The sequence below is a fragment of the Rhabdobacter roseus genome, from assembly GCF_014202275.1.
GTDB lineage: Bacteria > Bacteroidota > Bacteroidia > Cytophagales > Spirosomataceae > Rhabdobacter > Rhabdobacter roseus.
In genome coordinates this window covers 32,075-58,273 of record NZ_JACHGF010000008.1, presented here as the reverse complement: position 1 = coordinate 58,273, position 26,199 = coordinate 32,075, and the positions used below count along the sequence as shown (strand labels likewise).

Here is a 26,199-nt window from a genome sequence, read left to right as displayed (position 1 = left end):
ATGAATATTTCCCTAGTTCTGGAAAAACCCACGTCGTCGCTCGTCATTCGCCTTTTTACAAGCGGCCAGGAGCCCGGCGATCAACCTTTTTTTAAAGCCGAAAAAAACGAACTATGGTGGCCCGGCGAGCAGGAGCTTTGGCTCGGCCTGGGCAAGGTACCTTCGACTATAACCTACCTCAAGGTACTTCGGCTGCTGTTTCATAAGCGCAAAGACCGCTGGCCCAGCCGCCTCACACTCGACGCCCGCGCGCTCAGCGCCGAGCAACTCGGCGCGGCCTTGAATGGCATTTTGCTGGGCGGCTATAATGTACAACTTTATAAGTCGGACCCCAAGCCCGTAAGTACCTTTTTCGGGGAGCGGGGCGAGCTGTTCGTCTGGACCAGCGAGGTACTTCCGGAAGGGCAGCGGGCCGTAGACAAAGCCCGGCACACGGCCGAGGTACAGGCGCGGGTGATGGATCTGATGAATGCGCCGGGCAACAAAAAGCCGCCGCGCGTGCTGGCGGAGTGGGCGCTGGAGTCGGGCCGGCAGCACAAGTACCGCGTCACGGTACTGGACCAGGCCGCCTTAAAAGCCATGGGAATGCACGCGTTGCTGTCGGTGAGTCGGGGTAGCGCCGAGCCGCCCGTCATGATCCTGACCGAACACACGCCCGAAAGCTACCAGAAAACCGTGGTGCTGGTGGGCAAGGGCGTCACCTTCGATACGGGCGGGATTTCCATTAAACCCTCCGCCAACATGCACCTCATGAAGAGCGACATGGGCGGCGCAGCGGCCGTGCTGGGTACCGTGGAGCTGGCCGCGCGCCTGCAACTCCCCGTGCGGGTGGTAGGGGTGATTCCAGCCACCGAAAACTGCGTGGACGGCGACAGTACCAAACCGGGCGACGTGATCGACTCCTACGCCGGGAAGACCATCGAGGTGATCGACACCGACGCCGAAGGGCGGCTCATCCTGGCCGACGGCCTCAGCTACGGTGCCCAAACCTACCAACCCGACGTACTCATTGACCTGGCCACGCTGACGGGCAGCGTGGTGCAAACCCTCGGCTACGCTGCCGCGGGGCTTTTTACGGCCAACGACGACTTGGCCGCGCAGCTCCGGCAAGCCGCCGAGCGTACCGGCGAAAAACTCTGGCCACTCCCCCTCTGGGACGACTACAAGGAGGAAATCGCCTCCGACATCGCCGACGTACGCAACTACCACGGCAAGCCGCTGGCCGGGGCCATTGTGGCCGCTAAGTTTTTGGAGGTATTTACCAACGAGCACCCCACTTGGGCGCACCTGGACATCGCGGGCGTGGCCTTCGGCGACACCGAATTTACCCCCAACCGCGCCGGAACGGCCTTTGGCGTACGGTTATTGACCGATTTTTTAGAAAATTTATAGGGTACTTGGGCTTTGGGGCTGGATTAAATGCCCAATTTTTCGTAAATCACACACCGTACCAACCCGCAACTACCCGATGGCTCAGCCGCTGACGTTCCTCTGCGTATCTACTTTTTTCAAAGGCAATGATTTCATGCGTGCCTGTAAAGAAGCCGGTAATACGGTGTACCTACTCACCGCCAAAAAGCTCGAAGGCAAGCCCTGGGTACGGGAGCACATCGACGAGTTTTTTTTCGTGGAAGAAGATAGCAACGGCGAATACAACCTCAAAGACCTGATCGTGGGCCTGGCCTACGCCATGCGCAGCCGCCCGGTGGATCGGCTGGTGGCGCTGGACGACTTCGACGTTGAGAAAGCTGCCCTGCTGCGGGAGCACTTCCGCATACCCGGCATGGGCCAAACCACCGCCCGCTACTTCCGCGACAAGCTGGCCATGCGCGCCAAGGCCACCGAAGCGGGCATCAAAGTACCGGCCTTTTCGGCGCTCTTCAACGACGACGCCATCAATCGCTTCATCCACGAAAAGCCCGGCCCCTGGATGATCAAGCCGCGCTCGGAAGCCTCGGCCACGGGCATCAAAAAGCTCCACACGGCCGAGGAGCTTTGGGAGGCCATTCATAGCTTGGGTGACAAACGCCACGAGTACCTGGTGGAGCAGTACAAGCCCGGCCACGTGTACCACGTCGACTCCCTCTCGCTGGACGGCCGCGTGATCTTCACCTGGTCGAGCCAGTACATTGCTCCGCCCTTTGACGTAGCCCACGGCGGGGGGATCTTCCGGTCGGTGACGGTACCCTTCGACACGGCCGAGTCGCGTGCGCTTGAAACCCTCACCGTGGATGTGCTGAAGGCCTTCGGGATGCAGCACAGCGCCTCGCACACGGAAGTAATCAAAAGCCAGGAAGACGGCCAGTACTACTTCCTGGAGACCTCCTCGCGCGTGGGCGGTGCGCACCTGTCTGACATGGTCGAGGCGGCGTCGGGCTTGAATCTCTGGCGCGAATGGGCCCGCCTGGAAACCGCCGTGGCCCGCGGCGAAACCTACAAACTACCCCCCATCCGGCAGGAGTACTCGGGGATCATCATCTCACTGGCCCGCCAGCAGTGGCCCGACCCCGCGCCCTTTAACGCACCTGAGGTAGTTTGGCGCATGAACGAAGAGTACCACGTCGGCTGCGTGCTGCGCTCCACCCAGCGCGAGCGTATCCTGGAGCTGCTCGACCAGTACGCCGAGCTGATCCGAAACGACTACCACGCGTCGGCTCCTTCGCCCGAGAAACCTACGCATTAAAGGGAAACGGGAGGTAGTTTGTATTATTTTTGGACTTTCGAACCAAAATGAACGCTCTGCTAGAGCCGTAGTACCCATGTTTGGACTCAAACCGGCCCACATCGACGCCATCAACCAGTGCTTTGCCCATTACCCGGCCATCGAGCGAGTGGTGGTGTACGGCTCGCGCGCCAAAGGAAACTACCGGCCCGGCTCCGACATCGACCTCACGATTGTCGATAACGGCCTAAGCTTTGGTGAACTGATGCGGCTCGAAAACGAACTGGACGATTTGCTCCTGCCCTACAAGATAGATTTGTCCCTAAAACGCCAAATCAGCAATCCGGACCTGCTGGCGCACATCGAGCGCGTCGGGCAGCTTTTTTATGATCAGGAAAAATGGCTTGACAAAGCCTCTAAAAACTAGATTTCTTCTACACATAATTTATCCGTAGCTTATAACGCTACCCATGCTAAAATCCATTCTACTCCTGCTTAGTACCCTCCTGCCCGCGGCGCTCTATGGCCAAGCCCTCTCCAAGGCGGATGTACTCACCGACCTAAAGTACCTCAACCAAGCCATACTTCATGGACACCCAACCAATTTTCAACCCGCCCAAACCACCGACCTGGGTACTTTGGTGGCCCAAACGGAGGCCTTGCCCCAGGACAGCCTCACGGCTTTTCAGTACCTGCTCCTGCTAGGGGAAGCCTTGCAAAAAGTGGGTTGCGTGCACACCTCCCTCAACAATCCCTGGGCCAACCGCCCCCGGCCCGCCCGCTACGTTCCGTTTCCGCTGGTAGCTGATCAGGGCAAACTGTACCTGCAAAGCTTGGCGGGGGACACGATCCGGCACGAGGAGGTCGTGGCGATCAATGGCGTGCGGGCCGAACGGCTCCTGACGGACCTGCTCAAGCTCCGGGCAAGCGACGGGGGTACCCAGGCCTTTGCCCTTGAGTACTTCAATCGCTTTGCTTCTTCGCTCATCGCCACTTACCTGGACTACCCTACCCAGTACGAGCTTCAGTTCAATAGCCGTACCTCCACCCACCCAGCCGCCGAGAAAGTCGTCCCGGTGCTACGGCCTAAAGGTACTTATGAAATAATACTGGCTAGGGACGATAACACTTTTTCGGTACTTGATACACTGGGAGTACTTAGGGTAAGTACCTTCGGGAAAGCAGACGCTGCTTTTTTCAGGTCTGTCTTTAGTAGCATTCGCGAGAAGCCGCTCAAGTACCTGGTGCTGGATCTGCGCGGGAATCTGGGCGGCAACCGGAAAGCGGCGATCGTACTTACTCAACAGCTCGTAGGTACCTCTTTTTCGTACGCCATTCTACAACCCAGGCTTACTCCCGCCAGGTACCTCAACGGTCGGGGGAAATTGTATCTGGGGCTTTCCAAAATCAAATACAACCTGGGTGATTTTTACAGAAGCAAAAGGACGCCCCTCGGACGTACTTTCACCTACCGGTACAAGCCCGACCGAAATCCGTACCGGGGAGAGCTGTTCGTGCTCACGGATGGTTTCACGGCTTCGGCCTCTACCATGGTTACTTCCTGGTTAAAGCAACACACGCAGGCCAGGTTTATCGGCCAGCAGGCCAGCGGCGGCTACAACGGCAATAACGGGGGTAGTTTTCCGATGCTTACCCTCCCGAAATCCAAAGCAGAAATCAGGTTTCCGGCTTATCGATTAATCCTGGACCCTCGGTCCGACTTCCGGGCGGGCATTCTTCCCGACTACCACCTCGGGGTTGCTCCTACGCCCATTCATCAAGACCCGGCGCTGCAGTTGGTTATTAGACTCTTGGCTCGTTCAAAAGCCGCTCCGTGACAGTATACAAAAATCCCTACGTACTGGCTCAAGGTACCTTTTGGCCCAGTACGTAGGGAAATTGTTTACTTCGTTGTTCACACGGTCACTGTGTTTTTTTTGTTCTGTACAAAGGCCTCCCACTCCCGGAAAGCCTCTTCCTTCATGACGCGGGGCATTTTTACCTGGCCGCCTTTGTGCTTGGTGGCCTCGTTCCAATCCACAAATACCTGGCAAGGCACTACGGTCGTCACCACGCCTTTGAGCGCTTTGCTGCGGGCTACCTTGTAGTTTTTGTTGTTGTCGCACAGGGCCTGGTCAAGTACCTCCGCCACGCGCGCGTCGTCCAGCGGGTCGTCGCAGCCCAGGTACCAGTGGTGGATGTACTCGCCGTCGCTTTCGCGGCGCACCGCCGCTACCGTAAACTCCTTGATGGCCACGTCGAAGTGCTCGCTGACCTGCTTCAGTCCGTCTTCCATTTTATTCACCGACAGCTGCGAACCTACCACGTTGAGGTAAAACTTGGTCCGGCCCGTGATTTCGATTTCGGAGCGGGCTTTGTCCGTAAACTGAATCGTGTCGCCGATCATGTAGCGCCAGGCACCCGTTACGGTGGAAATCAGCAGCACGTACTCCTGGCCCTCGGTTACCTGGTCCAGCGTAAGCACCTCGGCATCGGGCCGGACGGTACCGTCGTCCTGCATGTTTTTTTCCTCAAAGGGCACAAACTCGAAGTAGATGCCGTTGTCGAGCACCAGCTGCATGGCCTGGGTACCGGGCCGCCCCTGAAACGCCAGGAAACCTTCCGAAGCCAGGTAGGTGTCGATGTAGATAATTGGTCGGGCCAAGAGCTTCTCCAGGCTTTTTTTGTAGGGCTCAATGGCCACGCCCCCCGAGGTATACACCGAGAGGTTGGGCCAGATGTCGTGAATGGTTTTGAGCTGGTGGTAGTCGATCACACGCCGGAGCATGAGCTCGATCCAGGACGGAATCCCCGACAAACTACCTACGTCCCAGTGGGGCGCTTCCTGCGCAATGCGCTCGATGCGCGCGTCCCAGTCGTTGATGGAGGCGATTTCTTTCCCCGGTTTGTAGTAAATATCGAACCAGAACGGAATGTTGCTGGCGCTGATGCCGCTGATCTCGCCTTCCAGGTGCCCGTTTTTTTCCTGCAAATCGGTACTGGAGCCCAGCATCAAAATTTCTTTTTCGAAGAATTCGGGCGGCAGGTCAAACTCCGCCAGGGCCAGTACCTGCCGAATCCCGGCGTTCCGGATGCTGGCGATCATCTCGTCGGTGACGGGAATGTGCTTGCTGTTGCTGGTCGTGCCGGAGCTTACGGCAAAGTACTCAGGCTTGCCGGGCCAGGTGATGTCTTCTTCGCCATCCAGCGTGCGGTGCCACCACTCGGAGGCGATCTTGTCGTAGTCGTGGGGCGGTACACGGCGCGCAAATTCCCCGGCGATGTCCTCACTATCCAGGATTTCTTCGAATCCGTAGTGTTGGCCAAAGGCGGTATCTTTAGCTTTTTTGAGTAGCTGCTTAAGTACCTTGTGTTGTGCTTCGGCGGGTGAGTCGACGGACGTCAGGGTATGACCCAGGTCGATGCCCTTTTTTATAATAGAACCCAGTAGTGGCATGTGAAGTGAGGTTGAAAAATCGGTCGTTTTATTTCAACCTCACTTCTAAAAAAGTATGCCCGAATTCCTTACAAATTCTCCTCCACAAACTTCGTCATCTTCCGGTAGAGGTGGTAGCGCGTGTTGCCGCCGTAGATACTGTGGTTGCGGTTGGGGTAATAAAAGGTCTCAAACTCGCGGTTGGCCCCAATGAGCGCTTCCACAAAATCCACCGAATTCTGGAAATGCACGTTGTCGTCGCCCGTGCCGTGGATGAGCAAAAACTTCCCTTTCAGCTTTTCGGCGTGGTTGATGGGCGAGTTTTCGTCGTAGCCCGCGGCGTTGTCCTGCGGGCGCTTGAGGTACCTTTCGGTGTAAATGGTGTCGTAGTAGCGCCAGGTTGTGACGGGCGCCACCGCGATACCCGCCTTGAAGTAGTCGGCGCCGAGGGTCATGCAGAGGGAAGTCATGTAGCCGCCGTAGCTCCAGCCCCAGATCCCGATGCGGCTTTTATCCACGTAGGGCAACGTACCCAGGTACTTCGCGCCCTCGATCTGGTCTTCGGTTTCCAGCTTGCCCAGCTGCGCGTAGGTAGCCGCCCGAAAGGCCTTGCCGCGCGCGCCCGTACCGCGGTTATCGACCGACACCACCAGGTACCCCTTGTCGACCAGCGTTTGGTACCAATAAAAATCCCGACTACCCCAGCCGTCGGTGACGGTTTGGGAGCCCGGCCCGCCGTACACGAACATCAGCACGGGGTACTTTTTGGCGGGATCAAAGTTGGCAGGTTTCAGCATCCAGCCGTTGAGCGAAGTACCCTGGGTGGTCGTAAACTGAAAGAATTCCGGCTTCACGATCCGGTACTCGGCCAGGGTACTTTGGAGGCGGGCGTTGGTTTCAAGTACCCGCACCACCTCACCCGTGGGAGCCTGACGCAGCGTCACCTGCAAGGGGCTGTCGGCGGAGCTGTTGTATTCGAGGTAGTACCGGAAGTCGGGGCTGAGGTTGATGCTGTTCATGCCGCGCTTTTCGGTGAGGCGCACGGGCTGCGGGGCCTTGTAGTTGCGCGGGGTACGTTTGGGTACCGCGATGCTGAGCCGGTAGAGGTGGCGCTCCAGCGGCGACACTTCGGTAGACGTGAAGTAAAGGGTATTGGTAGTTTCGTCGACGCCCAAAAACTCAGAGACCTCCCAGCCGCCCGTCGTGAGCTGGCGAAGCAGCTGGCCGTTCATATCGTAGAGGTACAGGTGCTTGTAGCCGCTGCGCTCGCTGGAGTGGATAAACTGCGTGCCGTTGGCGAGGTACTTGAGGTCGTCGGTAAATTCCAGGTCCACGTAGGTATCGCTTTCTTCGGTCAGGACTACCCGCGAAGTACCCGTAGTGGCGTCGGCGTGCAGCAGGTCCAGGCGGTTTTGCAGGCGGTTCATCCGCCGGATCGACAGCAGGTTGGGGTCGCGGGTCCAGTTGATGCGGGGTATGTACATATCCGTTTCGGTGCCAATATCCATCGGCGTGGTTTTCTGCTGCTCCAGGTCGTGTACCAGGATCTGGAGCGTGGAGTTGGGATCACCGGCTTTGGGGTACTTGAAGCGGTAGTCGATGGGATACTGCGCACCCCACACCTGCATGTTGTACTCGGGTACGGCGCGCTCGTCGAAGCGGTAGAAGGCAATCTTGCGGCCGTCGGGGCTCCATTCAAAGGCCTTCGCAAAGCTAAATTCTTCCTCATAGACCCAGTCGGCCCCGCCGTAGATCACCTCGTTGAACTTGCCGTCGGTGGTGATGGCCCTTTCCTGGCGGGTAGTGAGGTCCGTCACGAAGAGGTTATTGTCGCGCACGAAAGCCACCCGGCGGCCATCGGGCGAGAAGGTCGCGTACTGCTGCTTGCCCTGGGTCGAGAGGCGCGTCAGTTTCTGGGTAGCGAGGTCATACACGAAGTACTCGGCCTTGGTCGAGTGGCGGTAGATGGGCTCCTCGTCGGTGGTCAGGAGCAGCTTCCGTTCGTCGGCGCTGAGCTGGTAGTCGTCGATCTCGATCTTTTGGGAGTTACCTTCCACGCTCACGGTGCGCTGGTCGAAAAGTACCTCCACGGCCTCGCCCGTCGCAATGCTGTACTTCACCACCCGACCCGGCCCCAGCGAGCTATAAAAGCCGCCTTGCTTCATCCAGTTCACGCCCTGTACGGTGGCGGCGGTAAAGGTACCCGCGCGCGCGCCGTAGATTTCGTCCAGGGTGACGGGTTTCTGGGTCTGGGCTAAAGCGGCGGTCGCAACCAGCAGGAGCAACAAGGTTATTCTTTTCACAGATTTTTGAGGAATGATTGGCTAAACAACGATTTGAAATAAGGCTACGAAAATAGATTTTTTACCCCAGAGCACCAAATGCCAAAAGCCCGGCACGGGCCGGGCTTCTGCTTGCTTCTTTTTTCAAGGTACCTGGCAGGTACTTTGTACTTAGGCTTTGATCAGCTCCTTTTGTTTCAGGATGCGGTCAAAGACCTTCATGTCGTGCTCGGAGTTGAAGATGTTGTACGGCAGGTAGATAAACTGTCCGCGCGAGATCACCAGCACGTAGGCTTCCTTGTCTTTGTAGGCTTCCTTGATTTGCTCCCACTTCATCACGCCGCCTTCCTTCTGGTTCATCTTCATGAGGATCTGGCGGTTGTCGATCTCGTACATAAACTTCTCGAACATGGGCTTGTACTGCTCCAGCTGCGTGATGCCCGTGAATTGGATGACCCAAAACAGCAGGTAAAGTACCACCCCGACCAGGATCGTAACGTAGATCCAGATGTTGGGATACAGGCCCGTCAGGCTCACGATGGCGTTGATCAGGATGAGCGCCAGGGGGATCAGCCCCCACTTGAGCTGCGACTTCAGGAAGTGCCGCATCGCCAGGCTGATGTACTTTTTGGTGCCGAGCGCGTACTTTTTGGTGCGAACCGCCGCCGGATTGGACGGCATTTGGTACACGGGTTGGTGTTTATTAACCGAAACTTTGGCCATACTAAATACTATAAATTATTAAATTACAACTGGATTCTCGTCGTCCGTACTTCACAAAGCCCGCTGGTAGGTGATCCCCTCCCGGCTTTTTCGAAAAAGTGAACACAAAGTTAGGAAAAAGCCGCCGACTTCGCAGAAACCCTTCCGAAATAAAAGCAGTTAAGAAGGTGTTTGCGTTCGTTTCTTTGAGCTGCAACGTTGTCTTTTCGGCTGCAACCGCTCGGCGGTCCGATTCGTTACTTTTTCATCTTGTAGCTTCCAGCTACGGTCAAGGGCGCCCCCCGTCCAAAAAAGTACCTCGTTTCGCTATTAAATTAATAACTCAAACACCTTCTAAGCGTTTTTGGTGTAATTTGTGAAATAAATTCCCGTTAAAGACTAAGACCTGGCGGTTTTCGGAGACGAAGATGGTCTATTATCCAAACCCAACTACCTCATAATGAGTTTTCTTTTTCCATCTTTTTTGTGGGGGCTTCTGGCCGTTTCGATCCCCATTGCCATACATTTCTTCAATTTCCGCCGTACCAAGCGGGTTTATTTTACCAACGTCGCTTTTCTCAAAGCCGTCGATACCCAAACGAGCTCCTTCCGCCAGATCAAGCATTGGCTGGTACTGGCGGCGCGGGTGCTGGCCATTGCCTGCCTGGCGCTGGCCTTTGCGCAGCCCTTTTTGCCCAGCCAAAGCGAGAGCGGCATCGACCGCCGGGGCGTCACGAGCCTGTACCTGGACAACTCGTACAGCATGCAAAACGAGCAAAACAACAAAAGGTACCTCGACATCGCCACCGGACGGCTCAGCGACCTGATGGGGATCTTCCGCAACGCGACCTCGCTGCAGCTGGTTACCAACGATTTCTCGGCGGCGGAGCAAGCGCTGCACCCGTCTGATAAAATTCGCGACCGCCTCACCACCATTGGCCTCTCGCACACGCCCCGCAGCTTCGAGCAGGTGTATCGCCGCCAGCAAAACCTCATGGACCGCTACCGCACGGCCGCGCCCAACCAGCTGTTCTGGTTTTCGGATTTTCAGAAAAGTACCTCCGGCGATCTGTCGGCCCTGGAGCTCGACTCCACCGACCGGCTCTTTCTGGTGCCGGTGCAGGCCGCGCCCGAGAAGAACGTTTACGTGGATTCCGTTTGGCTCAATACGCCCTTTATCCGGGAGCTACAGAACAACATTCTGTTTGTGAAAGTGAGTAACTCGGGGACCGAGGCGGCCAAAGATCTGGTGGTGAAGCTCTACCTCGACAACGCCCAGGTATCGACGGCCTCCGTGACGGTACCCGCCAACGGCGCGGCTACGGCCAAGTTTAACTTCAGCCTGAAAGGCCGCGGCTACAAGACGGGCCGCATCACCTTCGACGACTTCCCCGTCACCTTCGACAACGACCACTTCTTTGTCCTGAACGCCTCGCCCGTGATCCGGATCATGCACCTCTACGGTCAGAAAACCGGTGCCAACTACATCGAAAACGTTTTCCAGAACGACAGCCTCTTTCGTACGCAGAGCTTCAACGCTCAGAACGCCGACGTGGGCCTGCTCAGCTCCGCCGACTTGGTGGTACTGGAAGGCCTGGTGCAGCCGTCGGGCTCGCTGCGAAGTACCCTGGAGGAGTTCGTGCGGAAGGGCGGCAGCCTGATCGTCATCCCGCCCGGCACGCCCGACGCGGCGGCTTACAATGGTTTTCTGGGTAGTTTGGGTATTCGCGGCATCATCACCAAGGGCGAAGGTACCCCCGCGGCCATTCCCCTCAGCGCGCCCGACCGCGCCAATCCCTTTTTCAGCGATGTGTTTGAAGAATCCGTCCGGCAGGAAACCAACCTGAGCTTACCTTCGGCGGCCCCCGTATGGCAGTGGAGCGGCGCAGGAAGCACCCTATTGACGCTCCGCAGCGGGCAGCCGTACCTGACGCAGTCGTCGGCCGGGCTGGGCAAGCTGTACCTCTTCGGCGCGCCGCTGGAAGGTACCTACGGCAACATGGCCCAGCACGCACTCTTCGTGCCCGTCATGTACAAGATCGCCGCCATGAGCGTGCGGGCGCAGCGCACGGCTTACTCGTTCGACGAAAGTACCCTGGCCCTCACCATAACCAACCCCGCGCCCAACGCCGTGTATAAGCTACGCCGCGATAAGACGGAGATTATCCCCGTGCAGCGGCTCAACGGCAACCAGCTCCTGCTCGAACTACCCACCAGCAGCCAGCTCAGCGAAGACCAAACCGTCGACGCCGGGTACTACGAACTTGTAAATGACGGCAACGTGGAGCAACTCCTGGCCCTCAACCACGACAACAGCGAGTCGCAGCTCGACTACTACACGCCCGACGAACTGCGGGCGATCTTCTCGGGCCGGAAAAACGTGCAGGTCTTTGACAAGATCGACGACGCGGCCTTTGCCCGGGAGTTTGAGCAGCAAAACGTAGGTACCAGCCTCTGGAAGTACTTCCTGTACGCCGCCCTGGCCTTCCTCCTGATCGAGATCCTGCTGATCCGGTTCATGAAGGGGTAGTTTAGCCACAAAAAAAGTACCCGGCGCGCGGCCAGGTACTTTGCTCATAAGGTACTTTAAAATCAGAATACTAAGGTACTTTACTTCTTCTTTTTGCCGTACTCGCAGAGGCTGTTATCGGCCTGCTGGTAGTGAGCGCGGTAGTTGGTGGCCTTGGGGTCCATGCAACCCTTGAGGTTCAATACTTCTACGTTTCGGAAGTGGATGGGGTGGCTCTCGGCCTGGAGCGCAATGTACCCCTCCTTGAGCGGCGTACCCGCCAGCTTGTCCCAGGCGGCGGCGTGGGCTTCGTCAAATCCCCCCTCCTTCCAGTTGTGATTTCTGCTCACGAAACCGCCGCCCACCAGCGGCCGGGTGTAGGTAAGTACCGTGTCGCCCCCGATGAGGTGGTGAATGATGGAGTCGCCCCGCACCACGATCTCGGCCTGTACCCACTGGTCGCCGTGGTAGGTCTGGGAGCGGGAGTCGATGCAGTGGTTGTCATTGAGCTTGTTGTCGATATATACCTGTGTGCCGGGCGTGCAGAGGTTGCCGGTATGGCGCGTCCCGGCGTTGAGCCCACCCAGGGTCTGAAACTCCAGCGACACCGGGAACGTCTGGTTCATACCCAGGCTCGCGGCCGACTGCGAGTGAAACATCACGCCGCTGTTACGGACATTCCACGAAGCCCCACCCGGCGTTTGGTCGCCCACAAAACGGTACTCAAACCGCAGGATGTAGTGCGAATACGGCTTGTGGTAGTAGATGTGTCCGAACTTTTCGTCGAAGGTTTGGTACTGGTCGTACTCGATCTTCAGGATGCCGTCTTCTACCCGAAAAGTATTTTTGTAGTTGGCGTTCAGCGGCTCACCCGCGATCTTGATGTCCCAGCCGCTGAGATCTTTGCCGTTAAAAATCCGTTCCCATTCGGGCTTTTGGGCTTTTTTTTGGGCCAGCAGCGGCGAGCCCATCAGCAGGCCCACGCTCAGCCAGGCCAGAAACAATCGAGTAGCTATTCTCATGCAATCAAAAGGTAGTTAATGTAAAGGTACCCCTCTTAAAGTATCTACCCACCCTCTTTTTAACTACCTCCCGGCCCAAAGATTAGTCGGCTTTTTTGAAAAAGTACTTCATCAGCGCAAAGTACAGCAGGAAACCCACCCCCGCCAGCAGGGCGATGATCCCGAAAATGAGGGACGAATTGTGGTACATGTCCAGGTCCTGAATCAGCACGAAGCCCGCGCCCAGGCACAGCAAAATGATCCCGTACTTCAGGTTGGCGTAGGTATCGTTGGCTTGCTGTCTTTTCTCCAGAATCCACTGTTTCTCCGTCTCCAGGTGGCCCAGCTCGATGAGCCGACTCCGGATTTTGGCTTCTTTCAGGGTACTGATGATGGCGTGAATCCCCCAGAATATGATGGCTAGGGTACCGATGGGAACAAGGATGCCGGTTAGATCACTCATGGCTTTACGTTGGTTTGGTTTTGGTGAAATTGGTTTACTTGCCCGTTGGATGAAAGCCCCTGAAAAAAGGTTGCAGGTTGGGCCGAAGATTTTTTTCGCAGGGCTAAAAAAATCTTCGTAGCTCCTTGTATATTTATGGCTACTTTTCATCCAAATTATCTTCTTTTACCCATCAAACCACCCATTTATGTACCTACCTCTATCGCTCGGCCGTGTTTCACGCTGCCTGCTCTTGTTATTGCTTATCCGCACCGTTCCCTCCGCCCTTGGCCAAAGCCTGGGTATCAACAGCAACGGCGCGGCACCCCACCCATCGGCGGCCCTGGATGTCGCCGCACCTAACCTGGGGCTGCTCATTCCGCGCGTAGCGCTCACCGCCACCAACGCTGCCGGACCCATTACTAGCCCTGCCACTTCGCTACTGGTCTACAACACCGCCACCACGGGTACTGCTCCCTACGAAGTAATGCCCGGCTACTACTACTGGAGCGGCAGCCAGTGGGTACGTTTGGTAAGCGGAAGCTTATCCTCGGGCTGGAGCCTGACGGGCAACGCTGGTACGGACCCCGCCACCAACTTCATCGGTACTACCGACGAAAAACCACTCGTCTTTAGGGTGAATGGGCAACGCGCGGGGATAATTCCTGCTAACGATTATGGAAGCTTATTTTTAGGATACAATACAGGAACATTTAATACAGGAATTAATAACAGCAGTTTTGGCAATTTGAGCCTGTTTAAAAATACAGTTGGGTACAGTAATTCAGCTATGGGTTATACTGCTCTCTTTAATAACACAACAGGATTTTTTAATACTGCATTTGGTTACTCTTCATTATATGCTAACACTACAGGATATGGCAATACAGCCATTGGAATAAGCACTCTTGGCCTAAATACAACTGGAGACTTAAATGCGGCTATTGGGGCGCAAGCACTCTATAGTAATTTTACGGGACATAACAATACCGCAATAGGAGCCCAAGCATTGCGCACTAATACAACGGGCCACAGTAATGTGGCTATTGGCGCAAGTGCCTTATACCATAACGCCTCCCGACACAATCTGGTAGCCATTGGCGATAGCGCTCTCTTTTTTAATGGATCTGAAGCTACCGAAAGTTGGCAAGCGGTAGATAACACAGCCGTGGGTTCAAAAGCACTCTATAGCAACACGACAGGATATCAAAACACTGCATTAGGAAAAAGGTCTCTTTATTCAAATGTAATAGGCTGTTATAATGTAGCGATTGGATGGGAATCATTATTCAATAACACAGGGGGACTTGGTAATATTGCTGTTGGTCTACACGCCCTTTTTAATAATACTCAAGGATCAGGTAACATTGCTATTGGCTCCCGAGCTCTTATAAATAATAGCATGGGGTATAATAATACGGCCTTAGGCAATCAAGCGGGAACTACTGGCTATGATTTTTCCAATACCACAACACTAGGTTTTAATACCACCACTACCACTAGTAACCAGATACGCCTAGGCAACTCATTCGTCACCCAGATCGGCGGGCAGGTGGGTTGGTCCAATTTCTCCGACCAGCGCTTCAAACGGCAGGTACAGGAAAACGTCGCGGGTCTAGACTTCATCCTCAAGCTACGTCCCGTCACCTACCACTGGGACATCGACCACCTCAACCGCTTCATCCACGGCTCCGCCGCCGACACCCTCTTCGCCGACTCGATCGCCCGCTCGGGCATTGCCAGCCAGCAGCGCATTGCTTACTCGGGCTTTTTGGCCCAGGAGGTAGAGGCCGCCGCTCGGTCGGTGGGTTACGACTTCAGCGGCGTGGTGGCCCCGGCCAACGAGCGCACGCCCTACAGCCTGCGCTACGGCGAGTTTGTGGTGCCGCTGGTGAAAGCCGTGCAGGAGCAACAAAGCCAGCTGGGGCAGCAAAGCCAGGTACTGGCCGGGCTCAACGCCCGCCTGGAGCGGCCCGTGGTGCGGCTGACCTCCGCCGACGAGTGGGCCGACCGCGTCTTTGAACCGGGCTACCGCCTGCGCCCCCTGGCCGAGGTAGAAAGCTACCTGCGTCAGCACCGGCACCTGCCGGGCGTTCCTTCGGCGCAGGTCCTGGCCCAGCAGGGCGTGGACGTGTCGGGGATGCTAGCCAAGCAGATGGAAAAGATCGAGGAGTTGACGCTCTACGTCCTGGAGCTGGAAAAGAAAAATACCGAGCTGGAGAAAACAACGGAGCGCCTGGAGCAACTGGAGGCCATCGTCTCCGGCCTGCAAAGGGCCATGCAGCAGCAAACGAAGTAAAGTACCTCGCCAGGTACGCTTTTCTGAACCCGGCCTTCAGCGGCTGGGTTCTTTTTTTTGGTGGTTGAGGTAGTGAGGGTTGGTTCGCGTTTGCAGGTTAGTTCGCGTTTGCAACGCGAATTCCCGCACCAAGCGTTTACAACGCGCCTCTTTCCAAGTACCTTTTCCTACTTTTATTAAAAAAAGTGCAACCTTGGCGGGGGTAGGTACATCTAACCCCCAAACAACCCATACATGGTAGACGACGCGACGCTCATACGCCGGGTACTGGCCGGCGACCGCCACGCTTTCCAATGGCTCATCCGGGCCAACGAAAGGCTGGTGTACAGCGTGGTGTGGAAAATTGTGCAGAACAAGCAGGATACGGAAGACATCTGTCAGGACGTTTTCCTGAAAGTGTACCAAAAACTACCTACGTTTAAGTTTGAGTCGCAGCTCTCGACCTGGATCGCGCGCATCGCCTACAACGAGGCCCTGGGCAAGCTCCGCAAGCGGGACATCCTGGCCCAGGCCGCCGATGCCGACGAGGAGCACTTCCAGGAACGCTTCGTGGAGCTGGCCGCCACGCCCGCCGAAGAGCTGGAGGCCCGCGAAACGAAGGAGGTACTTCAGCGGGCCATCGAGCAGTTGCCGGTGCACTACCGCACGCTGCTGACCATGTACCACCTCGAAGAGCTAAGCTACGACGAAATGACGGAGGTGAGTGGCCTGCCCCTGGGTACGGTCAAAAACTACCTGTACCGGGCCCGGCATTTACTAAAAGAGTTACTTCAAAAAAACCACGCCTTGACTGAGCGCTACGGCAAGCGCACCGAAGCTAACCAAGCAAGATCATGAACAAGAAATGGACCGAGCAGGCATTGCAGGAGCTCTACGAAACCGACCGCGCGGCCTTTGAAAAACTGGCCTCGGAAAACGAAGACGCGCGCTTTTACCAGCTCCTTTTCACTACCCTCCCGCAGCTGGAAACGGCTGAAGTACCCGCCACGCTGGCGGAGTCGGTTCTAAACCGGCTGGAAGTCAAAGAAGCCAAATCGAACCGGCGGCAGGCTATTGGGCTGGCGCTGCTCCTGGGCCTATTGGTACTGGCGGGCCTGGGTTTGGTGCTGGCGCTCGCCCCGCAGGTACTTGTAGCCCTCGGTGGACTCACGCCCTACCTGGCGCTCATGGGTAGTTCGGTGGTGGTGTTCTTCGGCATCGAGTGGCTGGACCAGCGGGTCGTGTGGCGGCAGTGGGAGGAGGGGTAGTTGGGGGTACTTTCAGCAGGTACCTACATGGCTAAGCCCAGCCGGACTCCGCCCCAGCGGTGGTTCCGGCCCGTTTCAAACTCCCGGCTGAGCAGCGTCAGGTAGTACTCCAGCAGGAGTTTTTTATACTGAAAAACCCCGCCCAGGTTGTACTGCAAGGTACTTCGGGTTAGGTCGGCGGCGCTCAGGATGTAGGTGCTTTTTCGGTTAAAAAGTCCCCCTTGCAGCGTGGCGTCGTGGCCCACCAGGCTCACCAACGGCTGGCCGTAGATATAGAGCTGGAAAGGCTTTTTCTGCATCACGCTTGCGTTTCCAAAAGGTCCGTTGAATTTCCCCAACATCATCGTAAAGCCCGCCTGCGCCCGGGTACTTAGGGTACCAGCCCGGAGCTGAAGGAGCGAATGCAGGGTCAGGAAGCGGGCCAGGGAGTAGAGCTCCCGCTCGTAGTTCAGCTCGTAGTTTAGCACCAGGTCGTTCCGGATCTGGTGCTTCCAGCCCAGGGGCTCGGCCCCGCCCAGCCAGCGGTGTAGGGTACTTTGCATGCCTTCGCCAAAAGCCACCGGTCCTAGCACGCCCGTGCTCAGCCCCGCCGACACCCGCACGCGCTGCACCGTATCCGTGCTGACAGTAAACGATTTGATGAAAATAGCCGCCGCAAAGGGCCGGTCGCCGCGAAGTACTTCCGGGCGGTCAATATGCGTAGGCGTAAATCCGATGTGCTCCAGCGCCAGGCCGTAGCGCGTGGCACTACCCGGCAGCCGCACCAGTACCTTCGTCAGGGGATTTTTCTTCAGCACCGGGTGCACCGCCTCCAGCTGGTAGCCCTGGGTGTAGTAGTAGTCGGAGGCCGTAAAATAGTCGTTGTCGTAGTGCAGGCGCAGGTACCTGTCGGTACCCGGATCGCGGAAAGCCGCCAGGTTGTCGATCCGTTGCCCCAGGGCACTGCCCGGCCATACACTCAGCACAAGAAGGTACTTGGCCCATCGGCGCAGGGTACCTGGGGGTAGGTTCTTCATATTTTGAAAAAACACGAAGGTACCTTTAGGACTAAGAGTACCTTCGCTAAAAATAGTTACTACCTCAAAAAACTACCCGTAGATCTCGTTGAGCAGCCCGGCCAGGTGAATCCCCGCCTGCATGAGGCAGCGCTCCACGGTGGGAAAATTGTCGTAAGAGTAGTTGTAGCCCAGGCGGCCGTTGGCTGGCAGGGTGTACACCTGCGGCTGGAGGCCCGTCGACACCGCCGCCCATTCCCGCACGCTCATGGCCTGCCAGGTTTTGATTTCCGCTGGAGTAGGCTCGTCCAAAAAACCCGCCAGGTCGGAGTAGCTGAGGTTTTTGCCGTCGATCATGTCGCTGTCCCACACGCGGTGCAGGTTGGAGGGCTGCCCAAACCACTGTACCTTCACGGCGTTGCCGCCCTGGTCGTCTTTGCTGCCTACGTGCAGCGGCTGGTGGAGGTCGCCCACCAGGTGTACGAGGTACTTGAGGTACTCTTCCTCTTTTTGGGGAGTGAGTCCTCCGGCTTTGAGCGCAGCTACCAGTTCCTCAATCTTCATGATCAGATCGCCGTTCGGATTTTTCGGCATTTGCTCGTAGGTACTTCCCTCCAGGACGGTCACCCAGTGCCAGTCGTGGGTGTGGTTATAGGCCGTGTCGGACTTGATGTCGTCCATCCAGTTAGAGACCTCGGCCAGGGAGTTTCCGCGCAAGATGAGGTTCACTTTACGCTGGACTTTCTTTTTGGCGTGATGCTGCGCGACCAGCCCCACCACCCGGTGGCCGGTCTGGCCCCAGGCCCAGGCTTTGCCCATCAAAAACGGCACGAGCAAAAAAAGGCAAATGATTTTTTTCATTACAAAAAATAAAGCTTTGTGGGTTGACGTACAATTGATGGCCGCGCGAGGGGTACTTTGGCCGTACCTCATTTTACTAAAAAGTACCTTTGGGTACCTCAAAACTACCCCGGCCCGCGGTTGCCGCTGCGAAGGTACGGAATTTCGGCCCGTGCCGAAACCGCCTTAACCATAACTTAACGTACCTCCCAGCGCTTAAAAGCCTCGAGCGCTTCCTGGCGGCTCATCTGGGTCATGGGGATGGCGCGTTCAGAAAGCGGCAAAGGTACCTCGTCGTAGATGAAGGCGTCGTCGAAGCCAATGGCGGCGGCGTCCTGGCGGGTGTTGGCGTAATAAATTTTCTCGATCTTGGCCCAATAAATTGCCCCCAGGCACATGGGGCAGGGCTCGCAGGACGTGTACAGCTCGCAGCCCGCGAGCTCGTAAGTACCCAGGGTAGTACACGCCTGCCGGATCGCCACCACCTCGGCGTGGGCCGTCGGGTCCAGGTTATGGTACACCTGGTTGTACCCCTCGCCCACCACCTGCCCGTCGCGCACCACCACGGCCCCAAAGGGGTACCCTTTTCCTTCGGCACTGCCCCGCATCGACAGATCGATGGCCCGCTGCATGTAGTATTGCTTGTCGTTTTCCATTTTATTTAAGAAGGTGTTTGAATTAGTTTCTTTAAGCTGCAACGTTGGCTTTTTGGCTGCAACTTTAGTACTTTTTCGGCGCGTAGCTTCCAGCTACGCGCCGAAAAAGTACCTCGTTTCGCTCAAAAATCCTTCGTTTCGCTATTAAATTAATAACTCAAACACCTTCTAAAAGTCCAGAGCACCCTTCAGGCGGGGTTCTTCGTACAGCTGCTGATTGGCTCGTTCCACGGCGGCAGACTGCCCCAGCCGCGCGCTCTTGCGGGCGGGCAAAGTACCCGTGCGCAGGTAGTTCAGCACATCCGCCAGGCAGGCTTCCTGCGGGTCGCCGAAGTCGTGCGTGAGGTCGTCGAATTGCTCTTTGTCCACCGGAATTCCCTCAAAGTAATCGCCATCCCCGTTGGCGTTGACGGTCCGGAAGCTAATCGGGAAAATGATGTGCTGCCCGATGGTACCTCCCACCATGCCGACGGGCTTGCCGTGGGTACGGGTACCTACCGTGATGGTTTTGAGGTAAGGCTGCAAGCCGTTGATGAGCATTTCGCTGGCCGAAGCCGTGCCAACGGTGGTGATAAAAAATACCCGGCTGAGTCCCCAGCTCGTAGCGCCGCCGTTGACGGGGCTGAGGTTTACGGTGGTGTTACGCTTGGTATTTTTGTCGTTATACACGTACTCAAAAAATTTCTTGTTCAGCGCGCTCGGCGGAGCTATGATACTCGCCAGCTGCGTAGCCGACTTGATGGTACCGCCGCCGTTGTAGCGTAGGTCCACCACCAGGTCACTGATGCCGCCCTGGTCTTTGAAGGCCTGAAACACCGTCAGGATGTCGGTTTCGAGCTTATTGGTAAATTCATTGACGGCCACGTACCCCAGCTTCCGGCCGTTGACCTCAAGTACCCGGTAGGTCAGGATGGGGCTGGTGGTGAAATCGGCGCGGGCGAGGCTGCTGGTCTGGGAAGTACCATCGGGCCGCACAAAGCGGAACTCGACCGCCTGGCTCTCGGCCAGCGCCGCCGTGACGCGCGGGGCGTTGGCCACCGTAGCCGCTATGCCATTGACCGAGTAGATGCGCCAGCCGCGCTTTACCCCGGCCAGGTCGAGCGGCGAGCCGGGCAGCACAAAGCGCACGTAGGTGAGGGTGTCGGTGAGGTAGCTATACCCAAAACCAAAGCGCCCCGTGACCTTGCCCTGCTGCTGGTTCTGGTAGTTTTGGGTGGTAGTGACGTAGCTCCAGCGGTCTACGTGGGCGCCAGAGGTCGTGAGTGGGCTGTAGGTGCGTACCTTAGCCACCAGCGCGTTGGGGTCAGCCAGGGAGCGCGGTGCCAGCTCGGCGGCGCTGGGCAGGCGGTCGTACCAGATGTAAAGGTCCTGCACGTAGCTGTACATTTGGTCCAGGGCCTCTTCGGGGGTAGGTTCTACTTCCGGTCTTTGGCAGGCTGCCAGGCTGAGTAGCAAGAATAAAAAACCAGGAAGGGTGATTTTTTGGCGCGTCGTATTCATGCCCGGCTTGGTGAATGAGGTTAGCTTATTGACGGTGAATATACTGTTTTTGGAATTAGAAAGTTCAGAAGCTACGTTGAGAAATAAATCGTAGCTTATCTTTGTCCTGTACACCATCCCCCCTACCCATGCGCTACGCCACGCTCCTGCTCCTAAGTACCCTTGCGCTGTCGTCCTGCCGCCGCGCCGCCAGCACCGTCGAAGACGCCCAGGCCCGGCTCCTCGCCCCCGACCACTGGCAGATCAGCGAAGTGTACATCAACGACGCCCTGAGCTACAAGGACGGCAAAACGCGCGAGCACTTTGGGGGCGTGAACTTCAACCGCTACATGGAAAAGGTCTACTTCCGGCCCGAGGGTACTTTTGAGGGCTACTACAAAGGCGAGACCGAAGCCAAGGTACTTCGCTGGAGCGCCCAGACCGACCAGATCCTGGTTGCCGCCCCCGACGACAGCACCCAGGCCGGCGCGTGGTCCATCCGGCCCGGCGATGTGTACGACGATTCGTTTGAAATGAAGGTTCAAAGTACCGCCTACGACTACCCCAACCTAACCCGCATCGCGCTGAAATTTGTCAAAGCCGAGCGTTAACCGGCGTCAAGTACCTTTCTGAGAGGTACCTTAGCTTGTACAAAAAAATCCGCCGCCAGCGCCTCTTACGAGCCAAAGTACCTTCTTGCTCCCAAAAAAAGAGTACCCTTTCCAACCTTTTCAGGTACTTGGGAATCTATACGAATACATGCATGTACGTCGTATTTATTTTTATAATCCTAACCAACCTACATTGCTTATGAGAAAGGTAAAGTCATGGGGATGGGCCCTGGCCGGATTGGTACTTTTCCTCTCCTCTTGCCAGGACAAAGAACCCACCCCAAGTGCCATGTCCCCCGAGCGGATTCAGGCCATGCGCACCAGCTTCCAAACGCTGGAAGGGCAGTGGGTGCTAAAAAACTTTGAGAAGAATCCGTTGCCTTCGTCGCTGGAAAACAAGGCCACCCTCATTTTTGAGAAGCAGTCGGATAATACCTACCAGCTGGGCGGGCGGAGTTTTGTCAACTGGTTTGGGGGTACTTTCACGCTGGACGAAGAAAAAGGCCTGCTGGTGGCGCACAACAACGTGATCTCGACCCTGATCGGCGGCCCGCCCGCCGAGTCTCAGGCCGAAAGCCGCTACTACGAGGCGCTCCAGAAAGCCCAGTTTTTCGAGCTCACCGACAACGGCACGCTTAAGATCTACGCGGGTGAGCCGGGCAAAGCCAGCACCGAAGTAATGATTTTTGTAAAACCGTAAGGAGCCTAGTCCGCGGCGTCAATCAGCTCCATTATTTCTTCCGGCGACAGGTACAGTCGCCGGATTTTTGCTTTGTAGCGGGCGGGTAGTTGGGCGTGGTCCAGGATGTAGTTCTTGGTAGCTACTATTTTATTGCCCAGCCCGTGCTGAATGGCGTAGGTATCGGCCACGCGCTCGGCCTTACGAAAGTACTTCCGCGACACCAGGTACCCCACCCCAAAGCGCGCCAGTCCCCAGGTACTTCGGTGCAGGTAGTCCATGATGTGGCCCAGCTCATGCCCCAGCCAGCCCACCAGGATGTCGGCCGGGAGGGTTTCAATTTTGGTGCGCTCGCCGGGTACTTTGAAGTACCTACTGATTTTGATCACGTAGCCCCGCTGCCCGGCGCCCCGCAGCAGGGTACTTAGCTTGGGCTGGGCCAGCATCACCGAGCGCTTGATATTTTCGCTCAGCACAAAGTCAATTTCCGTTTCTTTCAGCTCCGGGTAGTACGAGAGCGCCTCCAGGATTTCATTCCGCAGGATGGCCGGCATTTGCTTGTTTTGAGCAAAGGCCTTTACATTCAGTCGGTGGTGGATGGAAGCGGGATCGGGCGCGGACTTCTTTGGGGGTAGGGTCGATTTCATGGCTACTGAGGTACTTGGCTGGGTACCTACTTAAAATTACCGTACCAGCCCGTAAACTACCTTTTATAAAAAATGTAATCCGTCGGAAGGGGCTCCAGGCCCTGCTCGCGGAAATCGGTGGCGATCTGCGCCCGGTGGTAGGTGGAGTGATTCACGATATGAAACAGGATGTCCTGAACCGTATTTCGAAAGGCCTCCCCTTTGCTGTTGGTGTAGCTGATGGGCTCCCAAAAATAAAACGTCTCCAGGATGGCCTCCGTCTGCGCGTGGTTGGCTTCGTCGGTAGCAAGCATGATTTCCGGCGCAAGTACCCCCCATATTTCAAGGGTACTTGGCTGGCTCAGCATCCGGTGGTTCCACACGTGGTGGGCATTCAAGATGTGGCTGAGCAGCCGGTGTGACTTCTCCGGTGGAGTCAGCTCCAGTACGCGTTGGATCAGGGCCTGATTGGAGTGGGTATTGTACTCAAACAGATTTTTGAAAAAGCTTTTCATGGGCTAAATAAATTACAAGTAGTCAAGCGCCGGAATGGTATCAAATATACATCAAGCAGCTATACTTTAGATTGTTTCTATCGGCTAAAATGATCAATCTATCGGTAAGAATGACCCGTTGGTAGATTAGCGCGCTCCCCTCGGTATGGCGACGTTAAACTTTTCGTTTGTCCCCTCCTCTAAGCACCAGTCAACTAAGCACTGAAATCATGAATAAATTCCCGAACCTGCTACTCCTAACGGCTTGCCTGCTACTATCTCTGGCCGCTCAGGCCCAACAATCCGCCCGGATCACCGGAATCGTAGTCGACAGCACCGATCGCTCTCCTGTAGTAGGAGCCTACGTGGCGCTCACGAAGGCCGGACAAACCGAAGACCCCAAATATACAACCACGGACGCCAACGGCCGGTTTGAATTTTCTGCCGCGCCCCGCCAACGGTACGACATCAAGGTTACCTACCTCAGCTACCAGGACGCCACACGTACCGTCAACCTGGGCGAATCGGGTACGGATATGGGTACCTTTCTGTTGACTGAATCGGCCACGAATCTTAAAGAAGTAACCGTTGCGGGAAAAATACCTATTTCTGTACAAAAAGGAGATACCACGCAGTTTAATGCCGACGCCTTCAAGACCAACCCTGACGCCACTACCGAAGATCTGATCCAGAAAATGCCGGGCATTACGCTGGAAAATGGTACCGTGAAAGCGCAGGGCGAAACCGTGCAACGGGTATTTGTGGACGGCAAGCCTTTTTTCGGCGACGACGCCACGCTGGCCCTCCGCAACCTCCCGGCCGAGATCGTTGACAAGATCGAGGTCTTTGACCGGCTCACCGACCAGGCTCAGTTTACGGGCTTTGACGACGGCAACGCGCAAAAAACCATCAACATCGTAACCAAGGCCAACCGCAACACCGGCCAGTTTGGCAAGGTATACGCGGGTGCCGGGCTCGACGAACGGTACTCGGCGGGCGGAAATATCAACATTTTTAATAAGAATAAGCGGATTTCGATCATCGGCCTCAGTAACAACATCAACCAGCAAAACTTTGCTTCGGAAGACCTCCTCGGCGTAGTAGGCGGAAGCGGCGGTCCGGGTGGCCGGGGTGGCCGGGGCGGTGGCGGAGGCGGTGGTGGCAACCGGGGCGGTGGCGGCGGTGGTGGCGGAGGAGCCAACAACTTCCTCATCGGCCAGCAAAATGGCATTACGGGTACCAACTCCTTTGGCCTCAACTACACCGATAAGTGGGGCGAGAAAGTGGACGTAACGGGTAGCTATTTTTTCAACCGCTCCGCCAACGTAAACTCCCAGAACATCAGCCGTCAGTCGTTTTTGAGCAATGCAACCGGCAACCAGCTGTACCAGGAGCAGGGCGACTACCGCAACACCAACTACAACCACCGGGTCAATTTCCGGATTGAATACAACGTGGATAAAAACAACTCCCTGATCTTTACGCCCCGCGTAAGCTGGCAGGGCAACAATGCCTCCACCATGCGGCTGGGACTAACCCGCCTCACCACCGGCACGCTGCTCAACAGTACCTCCAACCAGCAGGGCAGCCAGTCGTCGGGCTATAATCTCAACAATGACGTTCTGTGGCGCCACCGCTTTGCCAAGGCGGGCCGTACTTTCTCCGTGAATGTATCCACGAGCGTGAACGACCAGAACGGTAACAACAACCTCTACGCCCTGAACCAGTACTTTACGGAAAGCCGCTTCCCCAGCGACACCATCAACCAGGAAACCCAGACTTCGTCCAACGGCCTGCGCCTGGGTACCCGCATCGAATATACCGAGCCGCTGAGCCAAAAAAGCCAGTTACAGTTTAACTACGACGGTTCGATCAGCAACAGTAATTCCGTTCGGGAAACCTACAACCTGGGTACCTTTGAGAATAGCTTCCCAACGCTGGATACGTTGCTTTCCAACAACTTCGACAACCGCTACATCACCAACCGCGCCGGGCTGGGGTACCGGTTCCGCAACAAGGGCCTGATGTTGATGGCCGGGCTTAACTACCAAAACGCGGGCCTGTACAGCAACCAGCTGTTCCCGCGGGAGTCTACGGTGGATCAGACCTTCAATAACATTCTTCCCAACGCCATGCTGTCGTACCGGGCCGAAGGAGGAAATCAAATCCGGGTCTTTTACCGTACCGGCACGAATCAGCCGTCGATCAACCAACTGCAAAATGTCGTCAACAACACCAATCCGTTGTTCCTGACGGCCGGAAATCCGAATCTGAAACAAGAGTACTCCCACACGGTCACGATCCGGTACTCGTCGTCCAACGTAGAAAGAGCCAGTAACTTCTTTACGTTTCTGTACCTGTCGCAGACCAGCAACGCCATCAGCAACTCCACCTTCATTGCCCAGCAACCTACCCAGCTCCCCAACGGGCTCTTCCTGGAACAAGGTGCACAGCTGACCTCGCCGGTCAACCTGGACGGGAACTGGAACCTACGCTCCATGATTACATACGGCTTGCCCATCAAACCCTTGAAAGTGAACATCAACTCCTCAACGGGTTTCAACTACGTACGTACTCCCGGCTTGATCAACAACCGCATAAACCTTTCCAACAACTACTCCATCAGCCAGGGCATTGTGCTGAGCAGCAATGTCAGCGAAAAACTAGACTTTACGCTTTCTTTTACGGGTAATTACAACATCGTGCAGAATACCATTCAGCCCCAGCTGGACAACAACTTCTTTACCCAAACCACCCGCGCTCAACTCAACTGGCTGTTTGGCAAAGGCTTTGTGTTCCAAACCAGCCTGGCCAACCAGTCGTACCGGGGCCTGGAAGCGGGTTTCAACCAGAACTTTACCCTCCTGAACGCCAGCATGGGTAAGAAATTCCTGAAAAACAACGCCGGGGAACTGAAGCTGATGTTCTTCGATATCCTGAATCAGAACAACAGCATCAGCCGTAACATCACCGAAACCTACGTTGAGGACGTAAACAGCCGCGTACTGACGCAGTACGGCATGCTTACCTTCACCTATACCCTGCGGAATTTTGGCAAAGCTCCCGCGCCCCAGCAGCGCCGCCGCGAGTTTGGTGACGGCCCCGGTGGTGGTCCGGGCGGATTCCGAGGCCCAGGCGGGCCCGGTGGACCGGGTGGCTTTTAACCCAAGTACCTCACGCACGAAAAAAGCGCGCCTTGCAGAAAGGCGCGCTTTTTTCGTTGATTCCGTTTTTGCTTT

22 protein-coding genes are annotated in these 26,199 nt (G+C 56.4%); 11 read left to right on the top strand and 11 right to left on the bottom strand.

Going from position 1 to position 26,199, the window contains the following annotated elements:
- The 4 genes from HNQ92_RS20670 to HNQ92_RS20655 all read left to right on the top strand — a co-directional run bounded on the left by HNQ92_RS20670 (position 1) and on the right by HNQ92_RS20655 (position 4,500).
- Positions 1-1,392, top strand: a complete 1,392-nt coding sequence (locus tag HNQ92_RS20670; protein ID WP_184176836.1) for a leucyl aminopeptidase family protein — start codon at positions 1-3, stop codon at positions 1,390-1,392.
- Between the two features lie 133 nt (positions 1,393-1,525).
- Positions 1,526-2,683, top strand: coding sequence for an ATP-grasp domain-containing protein (locus HNQ92_RS20665; RefSeq protein ID WP_425504308.1), 1,158 nt, complete (start codon positions 1,526-1,528; stop codon positions 2,681-2,683).
- A 76-nt stretch (positions 2,684-2,759) separates the two neighbouring features.
- Positions 2,760-3,089, top strand: coding sequence for a nucleotidyltransferase domain-containing protein (locus HNQ92_RS20660; RefSeq protein ID WP_184176832.1), 330 nt, complete (start codon positions 2,760-2,762; stop codon positions 3,087-3,089).
- Positions 3,090-3,132: 43 nt separating this feature from the next.
- Entirely contained in the window at positions 3,133-4,500 is a 1,368-nt protein-coding gene (locus HNQ92_RS20655; protein WP_184176830.1) for a S41 family peptidase, read from the top strand.
- A gap of 77 nt (positions 4,501-4,577) precedes the next feature.
- Here the strand turns inward: HNQ92_RS20655 and HNQ92_RS20650 are convergent, their stop codons facing one another.
- The 3 genes from HNQ92_RS20650 to HNQ92_RS20640 form a co-directional block, all read right to left on the bottom strand.
- A complete protein-coding gene (locus HNQ92_RS20650; protein WP_184176828.1) occupies positions 4,578-6,119 on the bottom strand; it encodes a GH3 family acyl-acid amido synthetase in 1,542 nt (513 codons plus the stop codon).
- A gap of 68 nt (positions 6,120-6,187) precedes the next feature.
- Positions 6,188-8,401 (bottom strand): S9 family peptidase, encoded by a 2,214-nt coding sequence (locus HNQ92_RS20645; RefSeq protein WP_343063028.1) that lies wholly within the window; start codon positions 8,399-8,401, stop codon positions 6,188-6,190.
- A gap of 150 nt (positions 8,402-8,551) precedes the next feature.
- Complete coding sequence (locus tag HNQ92_RS20640; RefSeq protein WP_184176826.1) at positions 8,552-9,103, bottom strand: YcxB family protein; 552 nt, start codon at positions 9,101-9,103, stop codon at positions 8,552-8,554.
- Between the two features lie 439 nt (positions 9,104-9,542).
- Between HNQ92_RS20640 and HNQ92_RS20635 the strand changes: the two genes are divergently transcribed.
- Positions 9,543-11,612 (top strand): BatA domain-containing protein, encoded by a 2,070-nt coding sequence (locus tag HNQ92_RS20635; protein ID WP_184176824.1) that lies wholly within the window; start codon positions 9,543-9,545, stop codon positions 11,610-11,612.
- Positions 11,613-11,692: 80 nt separating this feature from the next.
- Here HNQ92_RS20635 and HNQ92_RS20630 read toward each other — a convergent pair whose 3' ends face one another.
- The gene (locus HNQ92_RS20630) at positions 11,693-12,613 is read right to left on the bottom strand and encodes a 3-keto-disaccharide hydrolase (protein ID WP_184176822.1); all 921 of its coding nucleotides are present in this window, start codon (positions 12,611-12,613) and stop codon (positions 11,693-11,695) included.
- 82 nt (positions 12,614-12,695) lie between these two features.
- Complete coding sequence (locus HNQ92_RS20625) at positions 12,696-13,055, bottom strand: DUF6249 domain-containing protein (protein WP_184176820.1); 360 nt, start codon at positions 13,053-13,055, stop codon at positions 12,696-12,698.
- A gap of 1,381 nt (positions 13,056-14,436) precedes the next feature.
- Here HNQ92_RS20625 and HNQ92_RS20620 point away from each other — a divergent pair.
- From HNQ92_RS20620 to HNQ92_RS20610, 3 genes are all read left to right on the top strand, one after another.
- Positions 14,437-15,333, top strand: coding sequence for a tail fiber domain-containing protein (locus tag HNQ92_RS20620; protein WP_184176818.1), 897 nt, complete (start codon positions 14,437-14,439; stop codon positions 15,331-15,333).
- 234 nt (positions 15,334-15,567) lie between these two features.
- Positions 15,568-16,170 (top strand): RNA polymerase sigma factor, encoded by a 603-nt coding sequence (locus HNQ92_RS20615; RefSeq protein WP_184176816.1) that lies wholly within the window; start codon positions 15,568-15,570, stop codon positions 16,168-16,170.
- The gene (locus HNQ92_RS20610; RefSeq protein WP_184176814.1) at positions 16,167-16,580 is read left to right on the top strand and encodes a hypothetical protein; all 414 of its coding nucleotides are present in this window, start codon (positions 16,167-16,169) and stop codon (positions 16,578-16,580) included. Before HNQ92_RS20615 ends, HNQ92_RS20610 begins: the two co-directional genes overlap by 4 nt.
- A 23-nt stretch (positions 16,581-16,603) precedes the next feature.
- Here HNQ92_RS20610 and HNQ92_RS20605 read toward each other — a convergent pair whose 3' ends face one another.
- The 4 genes from HNQ92_RS20605 to HNQ92_RS20590 all read right to left on the bottom strand — a co-directional run bounded on the left by HNQ92_RS20605 (position 16,604) and on the right by HNQ92_RS20590 (position 20,571).
- The gene (locus HNQ92_RS20605; RefSeq protein ID WP_184176812.1) at positions 16,604-17,596 is read right to left on the bottom strand and encodes a lipid A deacylase LpxR family protein; all 993 of its coding nucleotides are present in this window, start codon (positions 17,594-17,596) and stop codon (positions 16,604-16,606) included.
- 72 nt (positions 17,597-17,668) lie between these two features.
- Positions 17,669-18,436 (bottom strand): S1/P1 nuclease, encoded by a 768-nt coding sequence (locus HNQ92_RS20600; RefSeq protein WP_184176810.1) that lies wholly within the window; start codon positions 18,434-18,436, stop codon positions 17,669-17,671.
- Between the two features lie 176 nt (positions 18,437-18,612).
- Positions 18,613-19,071, bottom strand: coding sequence for a nucleoside deaminase (locus HNQ92_RS20595; protein ID WP_221307509.1), 459 nt, complete (start codon positions 19,069-19,071; stop codon positions 18,613-18,615).
- 168 nt (positions 19,072-19,239) lie between these two features.
- Positions 19,240-20,571, bottom strand: coding sequence for a S41 family peptidase (locus HNQ92_RS20590; RefSeq protein ID WP_184176808.1), 1,332 nt, complete (start codon positions 20,569-20,571; stop codon positions 19,240-19,242).
- A gap of 128 nt (positions 20,572-20,699) precedes the next feature.
- On the opposite strand from HNQ92_RS20590, the gene HNQ92_RS20585 reads away from it, so the two are divergent.
- Together HNQ92_RS20585 and HNQ92_RS20580 are read left to right on the top strand one after the other, a co-directional pair.
- A complete protein-coding gene (locus HNQ92_RS20585) occupies positions 20,700-21,161 on the top strand; it encodes a hypothetical protein (protein ID WP_184176806.1) in 462 nt (153 codons plus the stop codon).
- 199 nt (positions 21,162-21,360) lie between these two features.
- Positions 21,361-21,861: an META domain-containing protein gene (locus HNQ92_RS20580; protein ID WP_184176804.1), complete on the top strand. Its 501-nt coding sequence runs from the start codon at positions 21,361-21,363 to the stop codon at positions 21,859-21,861.
- Positions 21,862-21,866: 5 nt separating this feature from the next.
- Here the strand turns inward: HNQ92_RS20580 and HNQ92_RS20575 are convergent, their stop codons facing one another.
- Together HNQ92_RS20575 and HNQ92_RS20570 are read right to left on the bottom strand one after the other, a co-directional pair.
- Positions 21,867-22,487 (bottom strand): hypothetical protein, encoded by a 621-nt coding sequence (locus HNQ92_RS20575; protein ID WP_246440553.1) that lies wholly within the window; start codon positions 22,485-22,487, stop codon positions 21,867-21,869.
- Positions 22,488-22,543: 56 nt separating this feature from the next.
- Positions 22,544-22,981, bottom strand: coding sequence for a DinB family protein (locus HNQ92_RS20570; protein ID WP_184176802.1), 438 nt, complete (start codon positions 22,979-22,981; stop codon positions 22,544-22,546).
- A gap of 209 nt (positions 22,982-23,190) precedes the next feature.
- Here HNQ92_RS20570 and HNQ92_RS20565 point away from each other — a divergent pair, with 209 nt between their 5' ends.
- Positions 23,191-26,124, top strand: a complete 2,934-nt coding sequence (locus tag HNQ92_RS20565) for a TonB-dependent receptor (protein WP_184176800.1) — start codon at positions 23,191-23,193, stop codon at positions 26,122-26,124.
- Positions 26,125-26,199: the final 75 nt, after the last annotated feature.